The organism is Haloarcula rubra (assembly GCF_019599465.1).
GTDB classification, from domain to species: domain Archaea; phylum Halobacteriota; class Halobacteria; order Halobacteriales; family Haloarculaceae; genus Haloarcula; species Haloarcula rubra.
In genome coordinates, this window is the sequence record NZ_RKLR01000001.1 from 294,988 (window position 1) to 317,594 (window position 22,607).

General features: G+C 68.4%; 24 protein-coding genes. 12 read left to right on the forward strand and 12 right to left on the reverse strand.

Features of this window, described 5'->3' with window-relative positions:
• Window positions 1-2: 2 nt before the first annotated feature.
• Together sppA and EGH21_RS01635 are read right to left on the reverse strand one after the other, a co-directional pair.
• Window positions 3-998 carry a signal peptide peptidase SppA gene (gene sppA / locus EGH21_RS01630; RefSeq protein WP_220616730.1) on the reverse strand — a complete coding sequence of 332 codons (996 nt, stop codon included), beginning with the start codon at window positions 996-998 and terminating at the stop codon, window positions 3-5.
• Complete coding sequence (locus EGH21_RS01635) at window positions 998-1,738, reverse strand: proteasome assembly chaperone family protein (RefSeq protein WP_220616731.1); 741 nt, start codon at window positions 1,736-1,738, stop codon at window positions 998-1,000. Before EGH21_RS01635 ends, sppA begins: the two co-directional genes overlap by 1 nt.
• Window positions 1,739-1,914: 176 nt before the next feature.
• Here EGH21_RS01635 and EGH21_RS01640 point away from each other — a divergent pair, with 176 nt between their 5' ends.
• Complete coding sequence (locus tag EGH21_RS01640) at window positions 1,915-2,823, forward strand: RsmB/NOP family class I SAM-dependent RNA methyltransferase (RefSeq protein ID WP_220616732.1); 909 nt, start codon at window positions 1,915-1,917, stop codon at window positions 2,821-2,823.
• Window positions 2,820-3,326: a DUF7122 family protein gene (locus EGH21_RS01645; protein ID WP_220616733.1), complete on the forward strand. Its 507-nt coding sequence runs from the start codon at window positions 2,820-2,822 to the stop codon at window positions 3,324-3,326. Before EGH21_RS01640 ends, EGH21_RS01645 begins: the two co-directional genes overlap by 4 nt.
• Before the next feature lie 4 nt (window positions 3,327-3,330).
• On the opposite strand, the gene EGH21_RS01650 is transcribed toward EGH21_RS01645, so the two are convergent.
• The 5 genes from EGH21_RS01650 to EGH21_RS01670 form a co-directional block, all read right to left on the reverse strand.
• Window positions 3,331-3,540 (reverse strand): dodecin family protein, encoded by a 210-nt coding sequence (locus EGH21_RS01650; protein WP_236035355.1) that lies wholly within the window; start codon window positions 3,538-3,540, stop codon window positions 3,331-3,333.
• 96 nt (window positions 3,541-3,636) lie between these two features.
• A complete protein-coding gene (locus EGH21_RS01655) occupies window positions 3,637-5,184 on the reverse strand; it encodes a DUF790 family protein (RefSeq protein WP_220616735.1) in 1,548 nt (515 codons plus the stop codon).
• Between the two features lie 165 nt (window positions 5,185-5,349).
• Complete coding sequence (locus EGH21_RS01660; protein ID WP_236035356.1) at window positions 5,350-6,687, reverse strand: TIGR00341 family protein; 1,338 nt, start codon at window positions 6,685-6,687, stop codon at window positions 5,350-5,352.
• Between the two features lie 79 nt (window positions 6,688-6,766).
• Window positions 6,767-8,101 carry a DEAD/DEAH box helicase gene (locus EGH21_RS01665; RefSeq protein ID WP_220616736.1) on the reverse strand — a complete coding sequence of 445 codons (1,335 nt, stop codon included), beginning with the start codon at window positions 8,099-8,101 and terminating at the stop codon, window positions 6,767-6,769.
• Window positions 8,102-8,143: 42 nt separating this feature from the next.
• A complete protein-coding gene (locus EGH21_RS01670; protein WP_220616737.1) occupies window positions 8,144-8,923 on the reverse strand; it encodes a YihY/virulence factor BrkB family protein in 780 nt (259 codons plus the stop codon).
• 123 nt (window positions 8,924-9,046) lie between these two features.
• Between EGH21_RS01670 and EGH21_RS01675 the strand changes: the two genes are divergently transcribed.
• From EGH21_RS01675 to dnaK, 4 genes are all read left to right on the forward strand, one after another.
• Entirely contained in the window at window positions 9,047-9,238 is a 192-nt protein-coding gene (locus EGH21_RS01675; RefSeq protein ID WP_220616738.1) for a DUF1328 domain-containing protein, read from the forward strand.
• 51 nt (window positions 9,239-9,289) lie between these two features.
• Window positions 9,290-9,910, forward strand: coding sequence for a hypothetical protein (locus EGH21_RS01680; protein WP_220616739.1), 621 nt, complete (start codon window positions 9,290-9,292; stop codon window positions 9,908-9,910).
• 42 nt (window positions 9,911-9,952) lie between these two features.
• Complete coding sequence (locus EGH21_RS01685) at window positions 9,953-10,624, forward strand: nucleotide exchange factor GrpE (protein WP_220616740.1); 672 nt, start codon at window positions 9,953-9,955, stop codon at window positions 10,622-10,624.
• A 301-nt stretch (window positions 10,625-10,925) separates the two neighbouring features.
• The gene (dnaK, locus tag EGH21_RS01690) at window positions 10,926-12,842 is read left to right on the forward strand and encodes a molecular chaperone DnaK (RefSeq protein WP_220616741.1); all 1,917 of its coding nucleotides are present in this window, start codon (window positions 10,926-10,928) and stop codon (window positions 12,840-12,842) included.
• A 155-nt stretch (window positions 12,843-12,997) separates the two neighbouring features.
• On the opposite strand, the gene EGH21_RS01695 is transcribed toward dnaK, so the two are convergent.
• Together EGH21_RS01695 and EGH21_RS01700 are read right to left on the reverse strand one after the other, a co-directional pair.
• Window positions 12,998-14,737: a Rieske (2Fe-2S) protein gene (locus tag EGH21_RS01695; RefSeq protein WP_220616742.1), complete on the reverse strand. Its 1,740-nt coding sequence runs from the start codon at window positions 14,735-14,737 to the stop codon at window positions 12,998-13,000.
• A gap of 67 nt (window positions 14,738-14,804) precedes the next feature.
• Complete coding sequence (locus EGH21_RS01700; protein ID WP_220616743.1) at window positions 14,805-15,326, reverse strand: type IV pilin domain-containing protein; 522 nt, start codon at window positions 15,324-15,326, stop codon at window positions 14,805-14,807.
• A gap of 132 nt (window positions 15,327-15,458) precedes the next feature.
• Between EGH21_RS01700 and dnaJ the strand changes: the two genes are divergently transcribed.
• From dnaJ to EGH21_RS01715, 3 genes are all read left to right on the forward strand, one after another.
• Complete coding sequence (gene dnaJ / locus EGH21_RS01705; RefSeq protein WP_220616744.1) at window positions 15,459-16,601, forward strand: molecular chaperone DnaJ; 1,143 nt, start codon at window positions 15,459-15,461, stop codon at window positions 16,599-16,601.
• A gap of 73 nt (window positions 16,602-16,674) precedes the next feature.
• Window positions 16,675-17,421 (forward strand): acyl-CoA synthetase family protein, encoded by a 747-nt coding sequence (locus tag EGH21_RS01710; protein ID WP_220616745.1) that lies wholly within the window; start codon window positions 16,675-16,677, stop codon window positions 17,419-17,421.
• Between the two features lie 156 nt (window positions 17,422-17,577).
• Window positions 17,578-17,763: a DUF7333 family protein gene (locus EGH21_RS01715; protein ID WP_220616746.1), complete on the forward strand. Its 186-nt coding sequence runs from the start codon at window positions 17,578-17,580 to the stop codon at window positions 17,761-17,763.
• A gap of 193 nt (window positions 17,764-17,956) precedes the next feature.
• On the opposite strand, the gene EGH21_RS01720 is transcribed toward EGH21_RS01715, so the two are convergent.
• Complete coding sequence (locus tag EGH21_RS01720; protein ID WP_220616747.1) at window positions 17,957-18,697, reverse strand: hypothetical protein; 741 nt, start codon at window positions 18,695-18,697, stop codon at window positions 17,957-17,959.
• Window positions 18,698-18,787: 90 nt separating this feature from the next.
• Window positions 18,788-19,579 (reverse strand): aldo/keto reductase, encoded by a 792-nt coding sequence (locus tag EGH21_RS01725; protein WP_220617285.1) that lies wholly within the window; start codon window positions 19,577-19,579, stop codon window positions 18,788-18,790.
• Between the two features lie 151 nt (window positions 19,580-19,730).
• Here EGH21_RS01725 and EGH21_RS01730 point away from each other — a divergent pair, with 151 nt between their 5' ends.
• Complete coding sequence (locus tag EGH21_RS01730; protein ID WP_220616748.1) at window positions 19,731-20,426, forward strand: halocyanin domain-containing protein; 696 nt, start codon at window positions 19,731-19,733, stop codon at window positions 20,424-20,426.
• A gap of 21 nt (window positions 20,427-20,447) precedes the next feature.
• Here the strand turns inward: EGH21_RS01730 and EGH21_RS01735 are convergent, their stop codons facing one another.
• Complete coding sequence (locus EGH21_RS01735; protein WP_220616749.1) at window positions 20,448-20,972, reverse strand: type II toxin-antitoxin system RatA family toxin; 525 nt, start codon at window positions 20,970-20,972, stop codon at window positions 20,448-20,450.
• 139 nt (window positions 20,973-21,111) lie between these two features.
• Between EGH21_RS01735 and EGH21_RS01740 the strand changes: the two genes are divergently transcribed.
• Window positions 21,112-21,384, forward strand: coding sequence for a MarR family transcriptional regulator (locus tag EGH21_RS01740; RefSeq protein ID WP_220616750.1), 273 nt, complete (start codon window positions 21,112-21,114; stop codon window positions 21,382-21,384).
• Between the two features lie 104 nt (window positions 21,385-21,488).
• Window positions 21,489-22,562 carry a tubulin/FtsZ family protein gene (locus EGH21_RS01745; RefSeq protein WP_220616751.1) on the forward strand — a complete coding sequence of 358 codons (1,074 nt, stop codon included), beginning with the start codon at window positions 21,489-21,491 and terminating at the stop codon, window positions 22,560-22,562.
• The last annotated feature ends 45 nt before the right edge of the window (window positions 22,563-22,607 follow it).

Here is a 22,607-nt window from a genome sequence, read left to right on the forward strand (position 1 = left end):
CCTCAACGACGGAACGAGAGGCCGTCGACGTCGCCGTCGACGGTGCTGGCGAGACCCGCGCCGAGCGCGAAGGCGACGCGCTGGGCGCCGCCACGGAGTCTCCCCATCAGCCCTCGCTGGGGTTCGAACTCGGCGACCGTCACGGCCTCGCCGAGGTGTGTTTCGAGGCGGTCCTCGACGTCGTCTCGCGTGCCGATGTCGTCGACGAGGCCGCGCTCGTGGGCTTCGCTCCCGAGGAAGATGCGGGCCTCGGTCTCTCTGAGGGTCTCGTCGTCCATGTCGCGGCCCTCCGCGACGGTCTCGACGAACTGGTCGTAGTAGTCGTCGACGATGCCCTGCAGGTACTCGCGTTCGTCGTCGGTCATCTCCTTCAGCGGCGTCCCGGCGTCCTTGTACTCGCCGGCGGTGAACTGCTCGTAGGAGAGACCGGCGCGGTCGGCGAGGTCCTTGGCGTTGACTCGAGAGCCGATGACGCCGATAGAGCCGACGATAGAGCCCTCTCGCGCCCACAGTTCGTCACAGCCAGCGGCGATGTCGTACCCGCCGCTGGCACAGACGTCGGTGGCGTAGGCCACGGTCGGGCCGTCGAACCGCTCCGCGGCGAGGCGGATGTCCTCGCTCGGGACGATTTGGCCGCCGGGCGTGTTGAGTTTCAACAGGAGTGCCTCCGCACCCTTGTCCTCGTCGGCCTGTTCTATCTGCTCGACCACGTCGTCGGCGCTGGCCCCTGTCGGCGGACTCGCGATGCCGCCACCGCCGTCCCGCGTGATGGGTCCTTCGACGGCGACCTCCGCCACGTTGTGGGCCGGGACGACAGAGCCGGCGAGGTTGCTCCCGATGCGGGCGGCGACGGCCACCGTCGCCACCACCAGCAACACGCCGAGCAGTTCGGCGAAGTCGTCCGGGATGGCGACGAAGACGACCCAGCCGAGCAGTACCGCGACGGCGACGACGCCGAGGACGACGGCGAGCCGTTCGAGTGCGTCCGCGTCCACCATTACTGATACATCCCCAGCGGTCGAGCGCTCGTGCTCTCCTCGTCGGCCTCCTGCATCTGCTCTGCCAACCGCTCTTTGGCCTTCCCTATCTCCTCGGCCTGTTCGACGAGGGCCTCCGTGTCCACCTCGAACGAGCCGAGCGGGCCGATAGCCGTCGTCAGGAGGGCGCGAGCGGCCTCGGGGTCGGGGAACTGCGGGTCGGCTTCGACGACGAGGCCGACGCCGGTCAACCCGACGCGCTGGGCCTCGTGGACCAGCGACCCCGTCGGGCCGGTGACCGCCCCGGACTCCGTTGGTGCGCTCACGCCGGCCTCCTCGAGCAGGCCCGCCCCGTCGCCGGTGGCGATGCCGTAGACGCCGGGGACGTCGCCGTCTTTCTCCGCGGGCATCCCGCTGAGGAATATCGGCGTCACGTCGTGGCTGACGAACCAGCCGACGATGCAGGTGGCGAACTCCTCGGCCGCCGACGGCGAGACGGGCGCGTCGCTCTGGAGGACCAGCAGGTCCCGCTCCTCGTCGGCGTAGATGCGTACCGGCGCCCTGACGGTCGGGTCGCCCTCGCTGTACACCGCTATCTCCGGGAGGCCATCACAGTGGGCCGTCCCGTAGTGAACCATGTCGTAGGCGTCGACCAGATGGTCGGCCGCTATCTTGCCGACCAGTCCCACCCCTGGGAGCCCCTCGACGAGTGTCGGGTCGTCGAGTTCGACGTCGTCCCGATGGACCTGTACGTGTGCCATACCCGAAGAGACGGCCGCCGTACGCTTGAAAGGCATGGCTACTCGGAGGTGACTGGTAGGTGTTCGGCGAGGGACGGCGGCCGCCCGTCGTCGGTCGCAACCGTAGCGGTGAGAGAGAGAATCCGCTGTCTCTAGCTTCGAAACCCACAAACAGACCCCCGCCGAACCCCGTCGCAATGGAACCCATCGAACGGTATCGCCCCATCGTCGACGACTGGGCGGCGTTCCGGGCGGCCTGCGACCGGCCGCTCCCGTCGGCGATTCGGGTCAACACCATCAAGGCCACCGTCGCGGATGTGCGGACGACGCTCGACGAGGCCGGCGTCGCCTACGACCCGGTGGACTGGCACGACCTGCTGTTCGTCCTCCCGGAGGACTCGCCGGGGCGGAACTGGCCGTACTTCCACGGCTGGATACACGGGCAGGAGGAGGTGTCGGCGGTGCCGGCCACCGTCCTCGACGCCCAACCCGGCGAGCGAGTGTGGGACGCCTGCGCCGCGCCCGGAACCAAGACCACCCAGTTGTCGGCCCAGATGGACGACACCGGCGAGGTGGTGGCGACGGACAACAACCTCGGGCGTATCTCGGCGCTGCGGACGAACACCGAGCGACTGGGCGCGACGAACGTGGCCGTCACCCACGAGGACGGCCGCAACCACTCGCTGAAGCCCTTCGGTGGCGAAGAGTACGACCGTGCACTCGTCGACGTGCCCTGTTCCTGTGAGGGGACCATCCGAAAGAACCGCGACGCCTTCGACGACTGGTCGCTCTCGCACGTGAAGGGCATCTCCGGCGTCCAGAAGGGTATCCTCACGCGGGCCGTACAGGCGACGAAAGAGGGCGGCACCGTCGTCTACTCGACGTGTACGTTCGCGCCGGAAGAGAACGAGGCGGTGCTGGACTACGCGCTGGCCGAGGAGGACTGCCGACTCGTCGACTACGACCTCGACCTGACCCACCGCGCCGGCGTCACCGAGTGGGAAGACGAGGAGTTCGACCCGAGCGTGGCGAAGGCCAAACGCATCTACCCGCACCACAACGACACGGGCGGGTTCTTCTGTGCGAAACTGGAGGTGACGGGATGAGCAACGACAGCACGCAGTTCACGCGCCTGCCGGCGACGGCGGACGAACGCGAGGACGAGGGCCGGGCGACCCGCGAGGAGGTCCTTGACTTCTGGTCGGACCGCTTCGGCGTCCCACGGGAGACGTTCACCGACCACACCTTCTGGGAGCGCGGGGCCGGGAAGATATGGCTCTACCGCGGCGACCCGCCGTCGCCCGTCGACGTCGAGGGTCTGGGGATGACGTTCCTCCGGACCCGACAGGAACACTGGAAGCCGACGCTGGAGGCGGTCCAGCGCTTCGGCGACCACGCGACGGAGAACGTCGTCCACCTCTCGGAGGGCGAGGCGACGGCGTTCACCGCCGGCCACGACCAGGAACTCGAGTGGGACGGTGACTGGGGGTACCTCGTCGTCACCCACGACCTCGCCGGCGAGGCCGAACCCGTCGGTGTCGGCCTGTACGTCTACGGCGAACTGCGCTCGCAGGTCCCGAAAGGACGGCGGCGGGACCTCGAGACGTAGCGCGTTACTGCTGGTGGTGGACCGGGAACGCGACTTCCACCGTCGTCTTGTACTCGGTTATCTGTCCGTCCTCGACGTTGGCGGTCCAGTCCTCGACTTCGACGCCGTGGATGTCCTCTATCGTCTCGCTGGCCTGTGCGACCGCCTCGTGGGCCGCGTCCTCCCAGGATTCTGTCGACGTGCCCAGCACCTTGACTATCTTGACTGCCGTCATGGCAGTCTCTGTAGCGCAGACCGAGGACATAGCTATGCTTCAGCTATCCGTACGGCTGTCGAGTAGGACCGGATTATCGCTCTCCGCCCCGCGAAACTACTCAGAGTCGCGTTCACGGACGGTCCCACCGCTCAGCCCCGTCCACTCGACGCGGTAACCGATGCGTGCGAGGACGGCGCTGTCGTCGTCGATACCGTATCCCTCCAGTATCGCTTCGGCGTCCGAGAGCGACATGCCCGCTTCGACGTCGTCGGCGAGTGCGTCGAGCACCGACGGCCGAACGAGCGTGCGGCCCACTCGCTCGTGGTCCGGGAACGCCTTGTCCTCGATAGCGTCCTCGCTGACGCCGTAGTCGGCGGCGAGAGCGGCGAGCGACACCACGTCGGCCTCGGGCCGCAGTTCGGCCGGGATGTCCGCCGCGCTCTCGGCGACCAGTTCGTCCTCGTAGGGCCGGAGGGCGTCCCGGACGTCCTTGACGCGGACCGACCCCGAGTACGGAATCGCGCGGTGGTCCCGCGCCTCGACGGCGTCGCCGACACCTAGCGACTCGTCGACGGCGACCAGCATCTCCACGTCCTCCATCGCCGCGAGTCGGTCGAGTTTCTTCTCGACGTACTCGGGCGTCCAGAACCCCATCACCTCGAAGAAGACCCGGAACGGTGCGTCCGGGTCGCTCGTGTTCCCGACGGTCGCGTCGCCGCCCGGTGCCCACTCGAACGCGAAGTCGGGGACGACGACGTGTTCGCCCGCTTCGAGGGGTTCGGGTTCGCGGACCAGTCGCCAGTCCAGCCCCAGCGCCGAGAAGCGAGCGGCGAAGTCCGCCTCGACGCCGCTGTCGTACGTGACGTCGGTGACTGGGTCGACACCGGGGACGGCCACGTCGCCGTCCGACAGTTGGAGTTCGCGGTCGGTCCCCCGATCGTCGACAGTCGCCGTCAACTCCCACTCGCTGGCCTGTGCGACGGTTCGCAGGAGGCGGGCGAAGCGGGTGCCGTACCGGCGCGTGTTCGAGAACAGGGCGTCCGGGCCGGTGACGACCACCTCTCGGCCGTCTGGCGTCGTTCGTATCTCGTACATGAGGCGGAGGCGCTTGACCGCCGAGACGAGCGTGGTCGGGTCCGAGGAGCGCACGCGGACCTCCGTGGCGTCGAACAGCGCCGTCTGGGCCAGCGAGAGGTTGTACTGCGTGACGAGTTCGGCAGGCGTCCAGCGCGAGTCCACCGCGGCGAGCACCTGTCGGTCCTCCAAGTCGGCGTACAGCGAGGCTTCGACCGCGTCGGCGTCCACACCGAGTCGGTCGGCGGCCCGGTCGATGGCTTCGCGTCGCTCCGTCTCCGTGACGACGCCGACTGCTTCCGCGGCCTCGAACACCCGCTTTCGCGCTCGCTCCGGTGGGACCGCCGCCCGCGTCTCGAAGTCGGCCTCCCGTTCGACGAGTTTCGCGAACCCGCGGACGAGTTTGAAGTCCTCGGCCCCCCCTTCGAGGTCGGTGAGCGCCGCCTGCAGGTCGGCCCGCGTCTCGCCGACGTGGCCCTGATACACCCCGAGGACGCGGGCCGCGAGTCGCTCCCGGGCGTCGTCGACGAACTGCGGGTGGTAGCCGCCGCCGGCCCGCGAGACGCGCAGGAGGTCCTTCGTCAGCACGTCCGCCACTCCGGCGGCGACGGACAAAAACGCCCCGTGTCGGTGTGGCTACGGCGACGGGGACACCACCGTGGCGGCGTCCGTCGCGGCGAGAGCGTGCCGGCCGAGCGTCCGTCGACCGCCGGCGAACCGCCGTTTACCGGGCCGGCACAGACCGCGGTCCCGCTACGACTCGGTGGTCTGTCGGTCGACGAACGTCACCTCGACTGTCGTCTCGTCGTCGATAGCGGCCGTGACCGCCGACTCCAGTCTGTCGGCTAGCGACGGGTACGCCTCGTCGTCGGGCCGACTCACCTCAACGGACACTTCTCGGTCGAGTCGGTAGATGGAGACCCCTCCGAATCGGGTGCGGACCGACAGCAAGCGGAGGTCCCCGTACGCTTCCTCGGCCAGTACCTCCTCGACGGCGTCGTTGACCGACGTCTCGACCTGCATCTGTCGCACCGTCACCGTGCTCGCGCCGGCGAACGTCGCCAGCAACACGAGGAGCGCCATCGCCGTCGGGGCGTACCTGCGCGCCGTGCCCAGCGACGGGCGGCCGTCGGGCCAGTCACGGGGGCGGAAACCGAGGCCCCAGAGGACGAGAAAGCCGGTGAGGTTGATGGACGCGGCGTTCACCAGCAGGAGGATTCCCGCGCCGAGCGCCACAGCCGGCAGGCCCCACGCGATGCCGACGCCGACGGCGGCCGCGGCCGGGATGAGAGCGGCCGCGATCATCACGCCGACGAGCGAGACCGGGAGCGCCGTCGCCAGACCGACCGCGCCGGCCGCGCCGGCACACAACCCGACGGCCAGCGAGAGAAAGCCCGGAGAGATGCGCTGGGATATCTGCTGGACCGTCGTCACGCGCAACTGGCCGGGGACGAACCCGACGTTCCGCACGAGGAACCCGAACGCGGCCGCGCTCACGACGGCCAGCAGCAGGCCGAGTATCTGGTCGCGGAACCCCTCTCTCACCAGCGGTCGGTCGTCTAAGGTCGTCCCGACGGCGGCGATGAGCGCCGACCCGACCTGCGGCGCGATGACCATCGACCCGACGACGATGGCCGGCGAGTCCAGCAGGAGGCCCGCCGTCGCGACCACTGCGCTCAGGACGGTCATCCCGTAGTAGGTCACGACGCCGGGGTTCATCCCGACCGCTCGGCCCCGGAGTTCGTCGTGGGAGATGCGGTCCTCGTGGTCCTCCGCGGCGACGGACTGGTCCGGTCTGGCCGTCTCCGCGGTGGCGACGACGGCGTACCGGTCGGGGTCCAACCCCGCCGCTTCCAGTTCCTCGAACACCTCGTCGACGGCCTCCGGTGGGAGCGGGAACTGGACGAGCGACGCCCCACCGCCGGCGCTCTCCTCGTCCGTCTGGACGTAGCTTATCTCGCGGTCGTCGAGGACCTCCTGTACCGTCGCGAGGTCCTCGTCTTCGACCCGTATCTGTATCAACCGCACCGCTCGCGCCCCCGCGCGACCGTCGAACCGAGAGAGAACAGCGACTGCATCCGTCTCACCCAACTCACCGTCCCCCGTTATTTATGCGCCACCTATGTGGCCGTGGGTCGACTTACCGACGAACCGACCCCGAGCGCGCGCCCTACCGGCGCCGGCGGGCCACGCGCTCCTCGGCCGTCGCCTCGGTGACGAGTTCGTAGAGGAGCGCCCGTCCGCCGTCGTCTTTCGGGCGGAGAATCCGGCCGAGTCGTTGGGTGAACTCCCGTTCGCTCCCGCTCCCCGAGAGGACGACGGCGACGTTGGCGTCGGGGACGTCGACGCCCTCGTCCAAGACGTTCGCGGTCACGACGCGGGAGTAGGTGCCGTCGCGGAACCGTTCCAGAATCTCGCGGCGCTCGCTCGCCCCCGTCTCGTGGGTGATGGCCGGCAGGAGGAACCGTTCGGAGAGACGGTAGACGAGGTCCGTGTAGGCGGTGAAGACGATGACACGGTCACCCCGGTGCCGGTCGAGGATGTCGGCCAGTCGGTCGACCTTCCGCTGGGCGTTCATCATCACCTCGCGGGCGCGCTGCTTCGCCAGCAAGGCCTCGCGGGCGGCGGGGTCGGTGCCCGACCGCTTGACCAGTTCCTGATAGTCGCTCCCCGAGCGCAGTTGGATGTTCGACCGGTTCAGGTAGTCCGTGAACGTCCCCTGTTCGGCCTCGTAGCGCTCCCGTTCGTCGTCGGTGAGTTCGACCTCGACGCGCTTGATGTCGTAGTCGGCGAGGTGGTCGCCGGCGAGGTCGTCGACCGAGAGGTCGTAGACGAGGGGGCCGACGAGCGTCTCGACGACCTCGTGGGCACCGTCGGGGCGCTCGAACGTCGCCGTGAGGCCCATCCGGGCGGGCGCGGCCAGCAGTCGGGCGATGTCGCGGTACCCCTCTCCGCCGAGGTGGTGGACCTCGTCGAAGACGACGAGACCGAACCGGTCGCCCAGTTCGTCGGCCCGGAGGTACGCCGAGTCGTACGTGGCGACGGTGACCGACTCGACCCGCTGTTCGCCGCCGCCCAGACGGCCGATAGGCCGGTCGAACTCCCGTTCGAGTTCGCGTTGCCACTGCTCGAGGAGGTCGATGGTCGGGACGACGACGAGCGTCGGGGTGTCGAGCGCCACCATCGCGGCGATGCCGACGACCGTCTTCCCGCTCCCGGTCGGGAGTTCGAGACAGCCACGGTCCCCGGCCTCGCGCCACGCCGACAGCGCCGCTCGCTGGTACTCGCGCAGGTCGTACGTCGTCGAGAGCGAGAGCGGGGCGGTGTCGAGGACGTGGTCGGCGTAGTCGACCCCGCGGGCGTCCAGCGCGGCCCGGACCTCGGCGTAGCGGTGGGCCGGGGCGCGGGCGCTCTTCGAGCGGTCGTCTCGCTCGACGGCCGGGAGGTCCGGCGGCGGGTCCCCGTCGAGTCGGACGGTGCCCGACTCGAAGGTCAACTCCAGCACGGACGGCGGTTCGACGGGCCCGCCGATAACGGTTTCGCGGCGTCACCGACGCCCAGCGAGGACGGCGTTGAGCACCCCGCCGGCGAGGACGACGGCGCTCCCGAAGAACAGCCACGTCACGAACAGCACGACGGCACCGAGCAGGCCCGAGACCGTGCGCGACCCCACGGCGAGGTAGAGGTCGAAGGCGATGCGGAGCAGTTCCCATCCGCCAGCGGCGAGGACGGTCCCGGGGAGCACCTCTGTCACGGCGAGGTCAGCGTCGGGGAGCGTGTAGTACAGCGGCCAGAGGAGGACGGCGACGACGACGACCCGGACCAGCGTTACTGCCGGGCCGGTCACCGTCGCGCCCGTGACGTCGGCGAGGAGGCGAGCGCCGAGGATAGCGGCGACGGCGCCGCCGACGCCCAGCATCGCGAGGACGCCGCTGGAGAACCGGCCGCCGACCGAGGACTCCGTCTGGTACACCCGGGCGAGTGCGGCGTCGAGTCCCCGGAACAGCCGGAGGACGCCCCAGACGAGGACGACGGCGCTCCCGAGCGAGGCTTGCCACCGACCCGCCGCACCCGTGACGGCCTCTCTGAGTACCCGCGTGCCCGACGGAGAGAGCGTCTCGCCCGCCGCGGTGACGAGTGCGTCCGCGACCGTCTCGCCCCAGACGGCGGTCACGACGGTCGTCGCGAGGACGGTGGCGGGGACCAACGCGACCAAGCCGTAGTACGCGAGCGCGGCCGCCGTCAGACCGAAGTCCATCGCCCGACCGACGGCGACGACCCGGCGCCCCGTCTCACGAAGCGTCTCCGGTCGGTCGGTGGCGTCCATACGCCGTTCGGTGGCCGTCGGGGGTTAGCTATTGCCAGCATACCGCCGGCGTCCCGATTAACGGCGCGATTACCGACCATTATCAGCCCAGTAACAATGTTCGGCCGGGTCCGTACGCTCGGTATGGCTCGTTCTGTCGCCACGATACCGCTCCAGTTCAGTGGCGAGTTCCTAGAGTACGCGCTCGTCTTTCTGGTCCTCGCGGTCGTGGCTGGACTGGCCGGGTTCCGCGGCATCGCCGGTCTGAGCATGAGCATCGCGAAGCTACTGGTCGTCATCTTCCTCGTGCTCATGGTGGTCTCGCTCATCCTGTGAGCGACCCCTAACCGAACCAACACCTATACACCTGCGAGGCCAACCCTCACTATGGACCGGTGGGTCGACCCCGACGAGACCGACCCGAGGACGTGGCGCGGCAGCGGACCGCACGACGACCTCCGCCGGGGCGAGGAGATAGGGACCGTGCTCCAGCGGGCGGCACGGACCCCGCTCCCGTATCAGTACGAGGAGGACCGATACTACGCCGAGGACGTCGCCGAGACGTTCCGGAGCCGTCAGTTCACGAACGCCCGCGTCGTCTACAACTGCGGCGTCGACACCGAGCGCCGCATCAAGATGCTCACCAGAGGGCTGTTCTGGGGTGGCGGGGAGGACCACCAGCGGTTCAAGGCCCAGTACCGCCGCTCACCGCCGCCGACCGACAGCATTCCGTTCGAGGAGTACACGGTCTGGACCCGGTACCAGTACGGCCACATCGAGCGCACGGACGACGGCCTGACCTTCACGTCGGGCGAGCGTGCACCGGAAGAACGCCTCGAGACCCTCGCGTGGGCCGACCTCTACGAACCGGTGCGGCAGCGACTCGTCGAACTCGAACTCGTCCGGAACCCGCCGTTCGCGAGGTACCGGTTGCAGGAACTGGACGAGTGGGACGACTACCGGACGCAGTTCCGGTACGACGACGACGCGTTCGCGATGGGTCCGTGACGTTTCTGAATCCTTTTATTCGTGTGACGACTCCTATCGCGTATGACCGAGCAGGACGCCGCCGAGGAGGAGACGCCGTCGAGCGAGGAGGCTCCGGAGGACGTCGAGGTGGAAGCGGCCCCCGACGACGTCGACGCCGACGACATCGACCTCGACGACGTGACCGGGGCGGACGAACCGGTCGACGAGGAACTGGTCGACCGCGTCGCCGAGTCGGACCCCGAGGACGTCGCCCGCGAACTCGCGGCGCTCCGGACCCGCGCCGAGAGTCTGGAAGGGCAGGTCGAAGACCTCGAAGCGGAGGCCGAGGAACTGGCGGACAAACTCAAGCGCAAGCAGGCGGAGTTCCAGAACTACAAGAAACGGATGGACAAGCGCCGCGAGGAGGAGAAACAGCGCGCGACCGAGGACCTCGTGACCCGACTCCTCGACGTCCGGGACAACCTCGAACGCGCCCTGCAACAGGACGAGGACGCCGAGATTCGGAGCGGCGTCGAATCGACGCTGCGCCAACTGGACGACGTCCTCGCGGCGGAGAACGTCGAGGTCATCGACCCCGAACCCGGTGAGGACGTCGACCCGACGCAGCATCAGGTGCTGGCCCGCGTCGAGAGCGAGGAGGCGGGTGGCTCCATCGCCGACGTGCACCGCCCCGGCTACGAGATGGCCGAGAAGGTGCTCCGAGAGGCCCAGGTCACCGTCAGCGAGGAGTAACGAGGCGCGACGACCGAACGATAGTGCGGGAGTCGACCCTGAAGCGACGTGGTGAGTGAGACGACCCGCAGAGCAGTAGCGAGGGGCGCGAGGGCAGTGAGCACCCCTCGAAGAGCGAGCGGCCCGGTCGAGAGTGGGCGCTCCCGACGACGGCGAACGGTCGGATTGCGGTACTTGATATATTCTCCGGTCGTCGCCGTCACGAGCGTCGAAAACCGCCGGGAGGCGGCCACTCGTCGCGGTTCGCGAGTCAGCCCATCTAGCAACTTTTAACCGGCCGAGTCCGCTATCAGCGGGTAAGATGGCGAGCAACAAGATTCTGGGTATCGACCTCGGGACCACGAACAGCGCGTTCGCGGTCATGGAAGGTGGCGACCCCGAAATCATCGTCAACGGCGAAGGCGAGCGGACGACACCCTCCGTCGTCGCGTTCGACGACGGGGAGCGCCTCGTCGGCAAGCCGGCGAAGAATCAGGCGATAAAGAACCCCGACGAGACGGTCCAGTCCATCAAGCGGCACATGGGCGAGGACGACTACTCGGTGACCCTCGACGGCGAGGAGTACACGCCCGAGCAGGTCTCGGCGATGATCCTCCAGAAGATAAAGCACGACGCCGAGGAGTACCTCGGCGACGAGGTGGAGAAGGCCGTCATCACCGTCCCGGCGTACTTCAACGACCGCCAGCGACAGGCGACGAAAGACGCCGGCGAAATCGCCGGCTTCGAGGTCGAGCGCATCGTCAACGAACCGACGGCCGCCGCGATGGCCTACGGGCTGGACGACGAGTCCGACCAGACCGTCCTCGTCTACGACCTCGGCGGGGGCACCTTCGACGTCTCCATCCTCGACCTCGGCGGCGGCGTCTACGAAGTCGTCGCGACCAACGGGGACAACGACCTCGGTGGCGACGACTGGGACCACGCCATCATCGACTATCTGGCCGACGAGTTCGAGGCCGAACACGGCATCGACCTGCGCGACGACCGACAGGCCCTCCAGCGCCTCACCGAGGCCGCCGAGGAAGCCAAGGTCGAACTCTCCTCGCGCAAGGAGACCCGCATCAACCTCCCCTTCATCGCGACCACCGACGACGGTCCCCTCGACCTCGAACAGAAGCTCACCCGCGCGAAGTTCGAGTCCCTGACCGAAGACCTCATCGAGCGCACCGTCGGCCCGACGGAGCAGGCGCTCTCGGACGCCGGCTACGACAAGTCCGACATCGACGAGGTCATCCTCGTCGGTGGCTCGACCCGGATGCCGCAGGTCCAAGAGCAGGTCGCGGAGATGACCGGCCAGGAACCGAAGAAGAACGTCAACCCCGACGAGGCCGTCGCGCTGGGCGCGGCGATTCAGGGCGGCGTCCTCTCGGGCGACGTCGACGACATCGTCCTGCTCGACGTGACGCCGCTCTCGCTGGGTGTCGAGGTCAAGGGCGGCCTGTTCGAGCGCCTCATCGACAAGAACACCACGATTCCCACGGAAGAATCGAAGATATTCACCACGGCCCAGGCCAATCAGACGCAAGTCCAGATTCGCGTCTTCCAGGGCGAGCGTGAGATAGCCGAGGAGAACGAACTGCTCGGCGCGTTCGCGCTCTCGGGCATCCCGCCGGCCCCCGCCGGGACGCCCCAGATCGAGGTGTCGTTCAACATCGACGAGAACGGTATCGTCAACGTCGAAGCCGAGGACAAGGGCTCCGGTAACAAGGAAGACATCACCATCGAAGGCGGCGCTGGCCTCTCCGACGAGCAGATAGAGGAGATGCAGGAGGAGGCCGAACAGCACGCCGAAGAGGACCAGGAGCGCCGCGAGCGCATCGAGGCCCGCAACGAGGCCGAGGCGTCCATCCGCCGTGCCGAGACCCTCCTCGAGGAGAACGAGGAGGACCTCGACGAGGACATCACCTCGGACATCGAGGACAAAATCGAGGACGTCGAGGAGGTCCTCGACGACGAGGACGCCACCAAAGAGGACTACGAGCAGGTGACCGAAGAACTCTCCGAGGCCCTGCAGGAGATCGGCAAGCAGATGTACGAAGGACAGGCCCAGCAGGCCGCCGGCGGTGCCGGTGGCGCCGCGGGCGCCGGTCCGGGCGGCATGGGCGGTGCCGGACCCGGTGGTGCGGCGGGCGCCGGTGCTGGCGGTGCGGCCGGACAGGGCGAGGAGTACGTCGACGCCGACTTCGAGGACGTGGACGAAGACGACGAAGACGAGTAACGCGAGTCGTTCGCTTCGGTTCGTCTGAGTTTTCGCGACGGAGTTCGAAAAGCGACCGGAGCGAGGTTTTTCCCCGGGAAGCGACCGCGGAGCGGTCGTGGAGACGACGAGTAACGCGACGCCCGCTTTGCCGACGCCACACCGCTCGTGGTCTGCTACGCCTCCCCGTGAATCGACTCGCCGCGGAACAGACGGTGGGCGATGGTGAACGTCTGTTCTCGTTCGCGTCGCGTCGGGAAGTGAGCCGCGAGATACCGGGCGGTGGCGACGAGCGGGAGCCGTCGCTCCGCGTCCGTCTCGGCGAACGCGGTCTGCCGGAACGCGGCCTCGACGTTCTGGAGTTCGTGGAAGCCGGCGTCCTCGCGGAGCAGTCCCTCGCCGAGCGTCTGTTTCAGGGCGTCGACGTCGCCACCCGCGTCGAAGTGTTCGGCGACCAGTTCGCCCGCGTCGTTCACGCGCCCCTGTTCGTCGAACGTCGCCAGCAACGCCTCGCGAATCGTCTCGGGGTCGCGGGCCGACTCGCCGGGGTCCGGTATCGGCGCGGCGGGCGTGTTCAGGAACCGGTCCAGATAGACGGCCATCGCGCCGTCGAAGCAGGGCTTGTAGGCCTCGACGGCGTCGGTGCGAGCGGCCAGCGCGTGGGCGGCGTTGGCGTAGCTGAAGGTGTGGTGGACCGTGTTCCAGTCGCTGAACTCGTTGCTGGTGGCGAACTGCGCGACGCGGCGGGTGGCCGCCAGCGCGACGGCGCGGGTCACCTGTTCGGCCGTCGCGCCCTCGCGGATGGCGTTCCGAAGCGCGTCGAGGACGGTCTCGGGGTCGTCGGCGAGCAACGTCTCGACGAAGTCGTCGGGTCGGTCCCACTCGCGGCCCTTGCCCGCGGCTACGAGGTCCGGGAGGGCGTCGTGGGCGTCGAAACACAGGGCCGCCACGTCGACCGGCTGGCGCCACTGGGAGAGTTCCTCGCTCCGGGTGGCGTCGGTGAACTGGTCGACGAGCGAGGCGAGGACGTCCTCGGCGTTCCCCCACCCGACGTGGTCGAGCGTCTCGACGGCCTTGTTCACGAAGTCGAGCGTGTGGCTGGCGTTCATGTAGAGGTGGTCCGTCGCCGCGGCCAGCAGAATCTCGACCACCTCGTCGGGTGGGAGGACGGCGGCCGCGGTTCGGAGACAGCGCTCGGCACCGTCGCTGTCACGGACCTCGCAGGTCTCGCGGAACCACGACTTCAGGCGGGTCTTCGAGAGGGCGTCGTTGCTGAGTTCGTACTGGTCGAAGCGCGGCGGTTCGCCCGAGCAGTCGTCGGCGACTTCGGTGACGCCGACGTACATCGCCCGCAGTTTCTCGGCGTGGGCCACGTCGTCGTAGAGGTTCGCCATCGCACCGAGCGTGGTGAGGCCGCGGCCCCACCCCATCGAGCGGTAGGTCGTCCCGAAGTCGACGGCGGTCTCGAGCGGCGTCGCGAACCCCTCGCCGAGGTCGTCGAGGTTGACGACGGCCTTGGCCGCGACGAGGTCGATGTTCTCCTGCATCGCGTCGGCCAGTCGGTTCCGCCAGTGGGTCTCGGGCGGCACGTCCGGTTCGGGGTCGGGGTTGACGTAGACGACGCCGTCGCGTATCTCGACGGGGAACGTCTGGACGTCGTCGGCCCACGGGTCCAGCGTGTCGCCGCGGGCCAACTCGAAGCGCGCGTGGTGCCAGTGGCAGGTCAACAGGCCGTCGTCGACGGTCCCCTTCGAGAGTGGGAACCCCATGTGGGGGCAGCGGTTGTCGACGGCGTAGACGGTGTCCTCGTGGTGGAAGAGGGCGATGGAGCGGCCGCCGACCTGCGCCAACTGTGGCGAGGTCTCGGCGAGGTGGTCGAGGGGGAACAGTTCGCGGTAGGCGTCCTCGGTAGCCATGTGTGAACGGTCGGCACAGACGAGTGTAAAGATTCGCTGAAACGATTTCGAGTTGGGTTCTCGACAGTTACGTAGACTCGTCACCGACCGTGACCGTCCCCAGCGTCGCCGTCCGTTCGTTCGGGGCGCCGACGAGTCGTCCCGTCCAGACGACGGCGACGGTGTCGCCCGAGTCGAGGTAGAAGCCGACCGACCCGTCGCCGTCGAGGTAGTCGCCGTCGCCGTCGCTGTCGACGCGCGGGTCGTCGACGGTGAAGGCGTCACCCGAGGTGACGGGGAACTCGCTCCCCTCGTCCGCCCACGTGAGCGCCGTCGTCGCGTTGCGGTCGGCGTCCGTGACGACGACGGCGAGTCTGGTCGTGCTGGTAGTCGTCAGTCGGTCGCCGCCCTCGTGTGACACCGTGACCGACCCGGCCTCGGCGTCGTAGGTGCCCTGCACGTCGACGGCGGGCGTCGCCGTCTGCAGGTCGGCACCGGGGCCGACGACGAGCGCCGCCAGCCCCGCGACGGCCAGCGCCGCCAGTAGCCAGACTGCGACGCGTTCGACGGTCACGACTCCGCGCGAGTCCGACCGGGGAGTCCCCCTCATTGGTGCATCCGTCCAGCGGCACGGAGATAAGCGCCCCGGTCACGCGTCGGTAGCGGCCACGTTCGTCAGGGCACCGACCGGTACCAGACCCGTTCCGTTGAAGTGGCTGAATCCAGTATCCACGCACAACGAATGAGTCAGGATTTCTACGAGATACTGGGCGTCTCGCGGGACGCCTCCGAAGACGAGATACAGGAGGCGTATCGCGAGAAAGCCCGAGAGTTCCACCCGGACGTGAGCGACGACCCGAACGCAGAGGAGAAGTTCAAGAAGGCGAAGAAGGCCAAAGAGGTGCTCACCGACGAGGAGAAGCGCCAGATGTACGACCAGATGGGGCACGAGCGCTTCGAACAGGCCGAGAAGCGCGGCGGTGCCGGCGGCCGTGGTGGGATGGGTGGCGACCCGTTCGGCGGTGGCGCCGGTGGGTTCGACATGCAGGACATCTTCGACCAGTTCTTCGGCGGCGGCGGTCGCCGGGGTGGGGGCAACCGCCCGCGACAGGGCCAGGACCTCCAGACGCGGCTGGAGATAGACCTCGAAGAGGCCTACACCGGAGCGACCAAGCAGTTGACCGTCACGCGCCCGGAGACCTGTGACGACTGCGACGGCGAGGGGCACCCACCGGGGGCCGACTCACAGACATGTCCCGAGTGCAACGGGCAGGGCCAGACCACGCGGGTCCAGCAGACCCCGATGGGACGGGTCCAGCAGACCGCCACCTGTCGCCGCTGTGAGGGCGAGGGGACGCTGTACGACGAGACCTGTTCGACCTGCGGCGGGAACGGCACCGTCCAGAACGAGGCGTCGCTGGAAGTGGAGATTCCGCCGGGCGTCGAAGACGGCCAGAGCCTCCGGATGGAACGCGAGGGCGCGCCGGGCGAACGCGGCGGCCCCAACGGCGACCTGCTCATCCAGTTGTCGGTCCGGGACCACCCGGACTTCGAGCGCGAGGGCGACGATCTCTCGCACCAGCACCCCATCTCCTTCCCGCAGGCCGTCTTCGGCGACACGGTCAGCGTGCCGACGCTGGACGGCGACGTCGAGATGGACATCCCCTCCGGTACCCAGAGCGGCGAGGTGTTCCGGTTGGAGGGCAAAGGGATGCCTCGCCTCCGGCGCCGGGGGAACGGCGACCTCTACGTGCAGGTGCAGGTCGTCACGCCCGACAGCCTCAACGACGAGCAACGCGAGGCCCTCGAACAGTTCGCCGAGGCCGGCGGCGAGGAGGTCGACGTCGAGGAAGGCTTCTTCGAGAAACTGAAGAACTCGCTGTAACCGACGGCTCGACGAACCGGGCCGGAGCGCGCGTTCCGTCTGGCTTTTGTCCGGTGACGCCCAACGGTCGGGCATGCAGGTACTCGGTGACCTCGTCGCAGACGGGCGCGGCCGTGAGGGCCCCCTGTTTACCGCACCGGAGCGAACGGCGCCGTACAGCTATCGGGACTTCTGTACGAACGTCTGGAAGGGTGGGAACCTGATGCGCCACTACGGCGTCCGGCACGGGACCCGCGTGGCCGTCGTCGCCGGCCCGAAGGACCCCGTCGACGGCGACGAACCGGGCTATCTCGGCGACGCCCCGGACCCGCTGCTGGCCGTCCTCGCGGCGACGCTCGACGGCGCTATCGTCGACGTGGACCCCCCGAGCGCCGTGGACGCGACGGCACTCGTCGCCCCGGCGGCGTGGCTGGACCGCTACGAACTCGGTCCGGGGACGAAAGCGCTGGCCTACGGCGGGCCGAGCGACGACCCCACCGTCGCCCAGTTCGAGCGCGAACTGTGGAGCGAGAACCCCCTCCAACCGCCGGGCGACGTCGCGCCCGACGACCCCGCGCTGGCCGGCACCGAGACCTACACGCACGGCGACCTACTGGCGGCGAGCGAGCGAGTCGTCGCGGACTACGACCTCGATGGCGACACCGAGGTGGCGCTGCGGGCGCCGGTCACCACCGCGGGCGCAATCGTCGCCGGCCTGCTCGCGCCGATGCGAGCGGGCGCGACGGTGTTGCTGGGCGGCGAGGGCGACGTGGCCGTCGCTCCGGAGGGCGTCGACGTGCCGGAAGGACGAGCGATTCTACCGAGCGATATCTCGTTGTGAGAAACGGTATTCGCCGCCGAAACCGTGGCGAAAGGCCGAACCACGTGGCTCTCCGTGAGGCCCCGGTCCGTTCGGTTCCAGGCCACTCCCTGTCAGTCTGGTACCCGGTGACTCCGATTTCTTAACGGTTTTGTCCGTTCGCCTGTAACGACAGGTATGGAATTCGACTTCGCGCGCTCCGTGGGCCCCCTGGTCGTTATTGTCGCCGTCGCGGCGGTCATGCTCACGACCGTGATGACTCCCTCGACAGTGTTCATGATGGTCCTCCCCTCGATGATCGTCTTCTCGGTCGTCGCGTTCCTCTTCGGGATGAAGCACGGCGAGTTCCGCGCCGGTGCGTAAAACGCCGGCCCGCTCACCGACAGCCCCTGAAGCGAGGGGTCCGTCGGCTCGGACGCCAGGCGATTCTGACGACCGTCGGTAACTGGCCTGTCCCGTGACTCGACACGGTGGCCGATACCTGTCTCCGGCGGCAGACTCGTGGAAAGGCTGGCTGGTCCGTAGGCCAGAGCGGCGCCTGTGGCTGATCTCGTGGCTACTCGGTCGGGCGAGCGAAGTCCGCGAGCGTCACCAGCAGTCCCAGCACCCATCCGACGGGGAACGAGATGGCGACCCACATCACCACGTAGGCCGCGCCTTCGAGGTCGAACGTCCGGGAGAACAGGTCGGCGAGTCCGACGGGGGCCAGCAGGTTGTCCAACAGCCACTGTGCGAGCGCGGTGCTGTTGGGGAGGACGACGGCGGCGAGCGTCTTCGAGAACAGCGCCGCCACGACCGGTGGGAGGAAGATGGCGGTCATCGCGAACGGGTAGGCCAGTGTGACGGTCGTCCCGCGACCGCCGAGGGCGCGGGTACCGACGGCCAGCGCCGCCGAGACGGTGGCGACGGCGCCCGCGAGACCGATTGCGAGGACGCCGCCGGCGACGAGGTCCAGTTCGAAGCGCGCGAGTGCGGTGAGGCCACCCCACACCAGAACCGAGAGGAGGACGACCCCGAGGAGGCCCAGTCGCGTCGCCGTCCCGTCGATACGACGGGTCTGGAACCGGACGAACGCGCCGAGCAACACGAGGGGGTAGACGAGGCCGATGACCGGGACGCCGACGGCCGACCAGAGTCGGTACAACAGCATGCCGAACTGCGAGTCCGGCGTCCACGTGCCCAGTACGGTGTCGCCCGCGTTGCGCTGGCGCGGGTAGACTATCTCCATCCACGTCTCGTGTAACCGCCTGAGGTCGACGCGTATCCCACTGACGACCCCGTCGCTCCCGGTAGCCATACGCGCCAGTTTACCCCTCCCACCGTTAAAGGTTTCAGGCCGAGACGGCCGTCCTGACAGCGCAGCGACAGGGTGACGGGCGAATTCGCGTCAGTCCCAGGCGTCCGGACCGAAGTCCGGGTCGATGCGGCGGTCGGTCCGCTCGACGTCGTCGATGCGGGCCACCTCCTCGTCCGAGAGGTCGAGGGTGGTGCTCGACAGGTTGTCGACGATGTGGTCGCGGCCGGTCGCCTTCGGGATGGCCGTGACACCCTTCTCGCGGAGCCACGCGAGGCTGACCTGCGCCGCGCTGACGCCGTGGTCGTCGGCGATGCCCGTGAGCACGTCGCTCTCGAACACTTCGCCGCGGGCCAGCGGCGAGTAGGCGACGAGTTCGTAGTCGTGCTCGGCCGCGTGGGCGCGGAGTTCCTCCTGCGGGAGGAACGGGTGCATCTCGACCTGATTGGCGAACACCGGCGCGTCGAGAACCTCCATCGCTTCCTCGACGTGGTGGGGTTCGAAGTTCGAGACGCCGACGTTTCGAATCGCACCCTGCTCGTACAGTTCGTCGAACGCCGCCAGCGTCTCCTCGGCGTCGTACTCGCCGCTCGGCCAGTGAACGTACAGCAGGTCCACGGCGTCGACGCCGAGGTCGTCGAGGCTGTCGGCGACGCTGTCGAGGACGTCGTCGTACGCGAGGTTCGACGTCCAGACCTTCGTCGCGAGGAACACGTCTTCGCGGGCGACGTCCGCCGCGGCGATGCCGTCGCCTACGGCGTCCTCGTTGCCGTACGCCTGTGCGGTGTCGACGTGGCGATAGCCCGCCTCCAGCGCCGTCTGGACGCTCGTCGCACACTCCTCCGGGTCGTCGTTCTGCCACGTTCCGAGGCCGAGCATCGGCATACCGCTCGCTCGCGGGACGCTATCGAGTGTCGAGTTCTGTGGAGTCATGTACCGGTCCCAAGTGCCTGCGCCCGAAAGGGGTTGGGAAAGCGGCCACGGGGACCGATTGGAAACCGACATATTCACGACGGGGACCACCCAAAGCCCGAGTATGACAGACGGTAGTGCGGACGTGTCTCGCCGGGCGTTCATGCGGACCGCCGCAGGGGCCACCGCGGCCTCCGCTGCCGCGGGGACCGCTGCTGCACAGGAGAGCGGCGGAAACAACACGAGCGACGGCGGTGGCGGCGGTGGCGGCGGCAGTGCCGGCCCGCCGGACTACGGTAGTTGGTTCAGCAACGTCGGCAACTTCGACGGGGAGACGGTCGACGCCACCGGACAGGACGAGGTGACCGTCACCGTCGGTGCCGAGGGCAACGGCGGCGCCTTCGCCTTCGACCCGCCCGCGGTCCACGTCGACAACGGCGCGACGGTCAAGTTCGAGTGGACCGGCAACGGCGGCGGCCACAACGTCAAGTCCGACGGTGACGGTCCCCTCGACTCGGGGTCAGCGGTCGCTTCCTCCGGGGTCAACTACGAACACACCTTCGAGAACGACGGCATCTTCAAATACGTCTGTGTCCCCCACGAGGGGCTGGGCATGAAAGGCGCCGTCGTCGTCGGCACCGACTACCCGACGTCGGGCGGCGGGGGCGGCGGGGGCGGCGGGGACGGTGGCTCTCCCGAAGTCCCGGGAAGCGCGAAGACGCTCGGCGTCGCCACGTCGTTCGTGATGGTCGCGACGCTCGGCCTCGCGTACTTCTTCATGCGGTACGGCGGCGACTACGAGACGCCCGACGTGGAGTGAGCGACCGCGTATCGGACCGACTCAGACCGAGTCCGGTCCGGTGTGAATCTCCAGGTCGACGTCGCGGTGCTGTCCCTCGATGTCCGCCACGACTCGCTCGACGATACGCGTCGCTTCCTTGCGAATCAGGGGCTTGACTTTCTCGACGACCCAGTCCAGCGAGACGAGTCGCGGCAGGTCGACGGCGTTCGACGACGCCGAGTCGGGGTCGAACTCGATGTGGAGGACGACCCGCGAGGCGACGTCGACGCCGTCGGGCGCCGGCACTTCCTCCACCTGCCAGTACCCGTCGGCGTCGATGTCCTTGACGATGCGCCAGTCGATGCGTTCGGGTTCGTCGACGCCGGTCACCTCCGACCGCGCGGTGTAGGTGAGTTTCCACCACGAGAACACGAGGTCGTAGTTGGTCCCGGGCGTCCCGTCACCGTCCTGCGTGACCCGGTCGATGTACTCCGAGTAGCGCGCGTACCCCGGGAAGTCCAGCAGGAACTCGTACATCTCCTCGGGGGGTGCGTACACGACCGTACTGACCTCGACTTCGTCCACACGCGCAATGCGGAGGGGTCCGGAGGTAAACTTTCGGGCGTGAGCGCCGAACGCGGTCGACAATGTTGCCGGAAGATTTCTCGTACGCATGAGACAGAAGGAGAAATATTATTACCCTGTATGCGATAGGGGAGAGCACATGAGTGCATCCGACGTCCAACACGTCGAGGACGAGGACGGCGAAGCAGACGGATGGGAGGCCGTCAGAGACCTCCCACCGAGCGCGAAACTCGTCGCGAAGGTACTGGAGTACAACGAGACGCTCACGCAGAGCCAACTCGCCGAGGAGACGTTGCTGCCGCCCCGAACCGTCCGGTACGCGCTGAACCGTCTCGAAGAAGTCGGCGTCGTCGACTCCCGGTTCTCCTTCGCGGACGCGCGAAAGCGAATCTACACGCTCAGTATCGAGTGAGCACGCCGGCGGCCCGTCACCGGGCGTCCCCGAGCCACCGGTGTGGCCGGGACGCGTGCGCTCCCGGGGCAACGTTGATTAGTTACCCGACAGAGACGTTGCACATGAAAGTCGTCCTGATTGGTGTGGGACAGGCCGGTGGGAAGGTCACACAGTCCCTCGCAGAGTTCGACTACGAGATGGGGTTCGACGCCGTCCGCGGCGCACTCGCGGTGAACACGGCGCGACCGGACCTCCAGAACCTCGACATCGACACGGCCCTCATCGGCCAGGACCGGGTGAAGGGCCACGGGGTCGGTGGCGACAACGAACTGGGCGCCCAGATAATGCAGGAGAACGCGACGGAGGTGCTCGACAACCTCGACGGCCGCATCACCACCGAGGCGGAGGCCGTCGTCGTCGTCGCCGGCCTCGGCGGCGGGACTGGCTCCGGGGGCGCGCCGATGCTGGCTCGCGAACTCAAACGCATCTACGAGATACCGGTCTACGTCCTCGGCATCCTCCCCGGCAAGGACGAAGGCGGCCTCTATCAGGCCAACGCCGGTCGCTCCCTGAAGACGGCCGCCCGCGAGGCCGACTCGCTGCTCCTCGTCGACAACGACGCGTGGCGCGGGAGCGGCGACAGCGTCGCCGAGGGCTACGAGCGCATCAACGACGCCATCTCCCAGCGCGTCGGCCTCTTGCTCGCCTCCGGTGAGGCCGTCGAGGGCGTCGGCGAGAGCGTCGTCGACTCCTCCGAGATAATCAACACGCTCCGGGGCGGCGGCATCTCCTCCATCGGCTACGCCAGCGCACAGGCCAGCGAGGACCCCAGCGAGAACGTCAACACCATCACGAGCGTCACCCGCAACGCCCTCCTGACGAGCATGAGCCTCCCGAACGCCGTCGAAGCCGAGTCTGCCCTGCTGGTCGTCGCCGGCGACCCGGAACGGCTCTCCCGGAAGGGCGTCGAACGCGCCCGCCGCTGGGTCGAAGACCAGACCGGCAGTATGGAAGTCCGCGGCGGGGACTTCCCGCTCGGATCCGACAAGATAGCCGCACTGGTCCTCCTCTCGGGCGTCGAGCGCTCTGGGCGCGTCGACGAGTTCATGCAGAAGGCCAACGAGGCCGCGAAGTCACAGGGCGGGAGCGTCGACCCCGACGAGTTCGACAACGAGGACCTAGACAGCCTCCTCTAGGTGCGGTTTCTCCAGTGGGCCAGTCCCGATTAGAGGCGTGTCCAG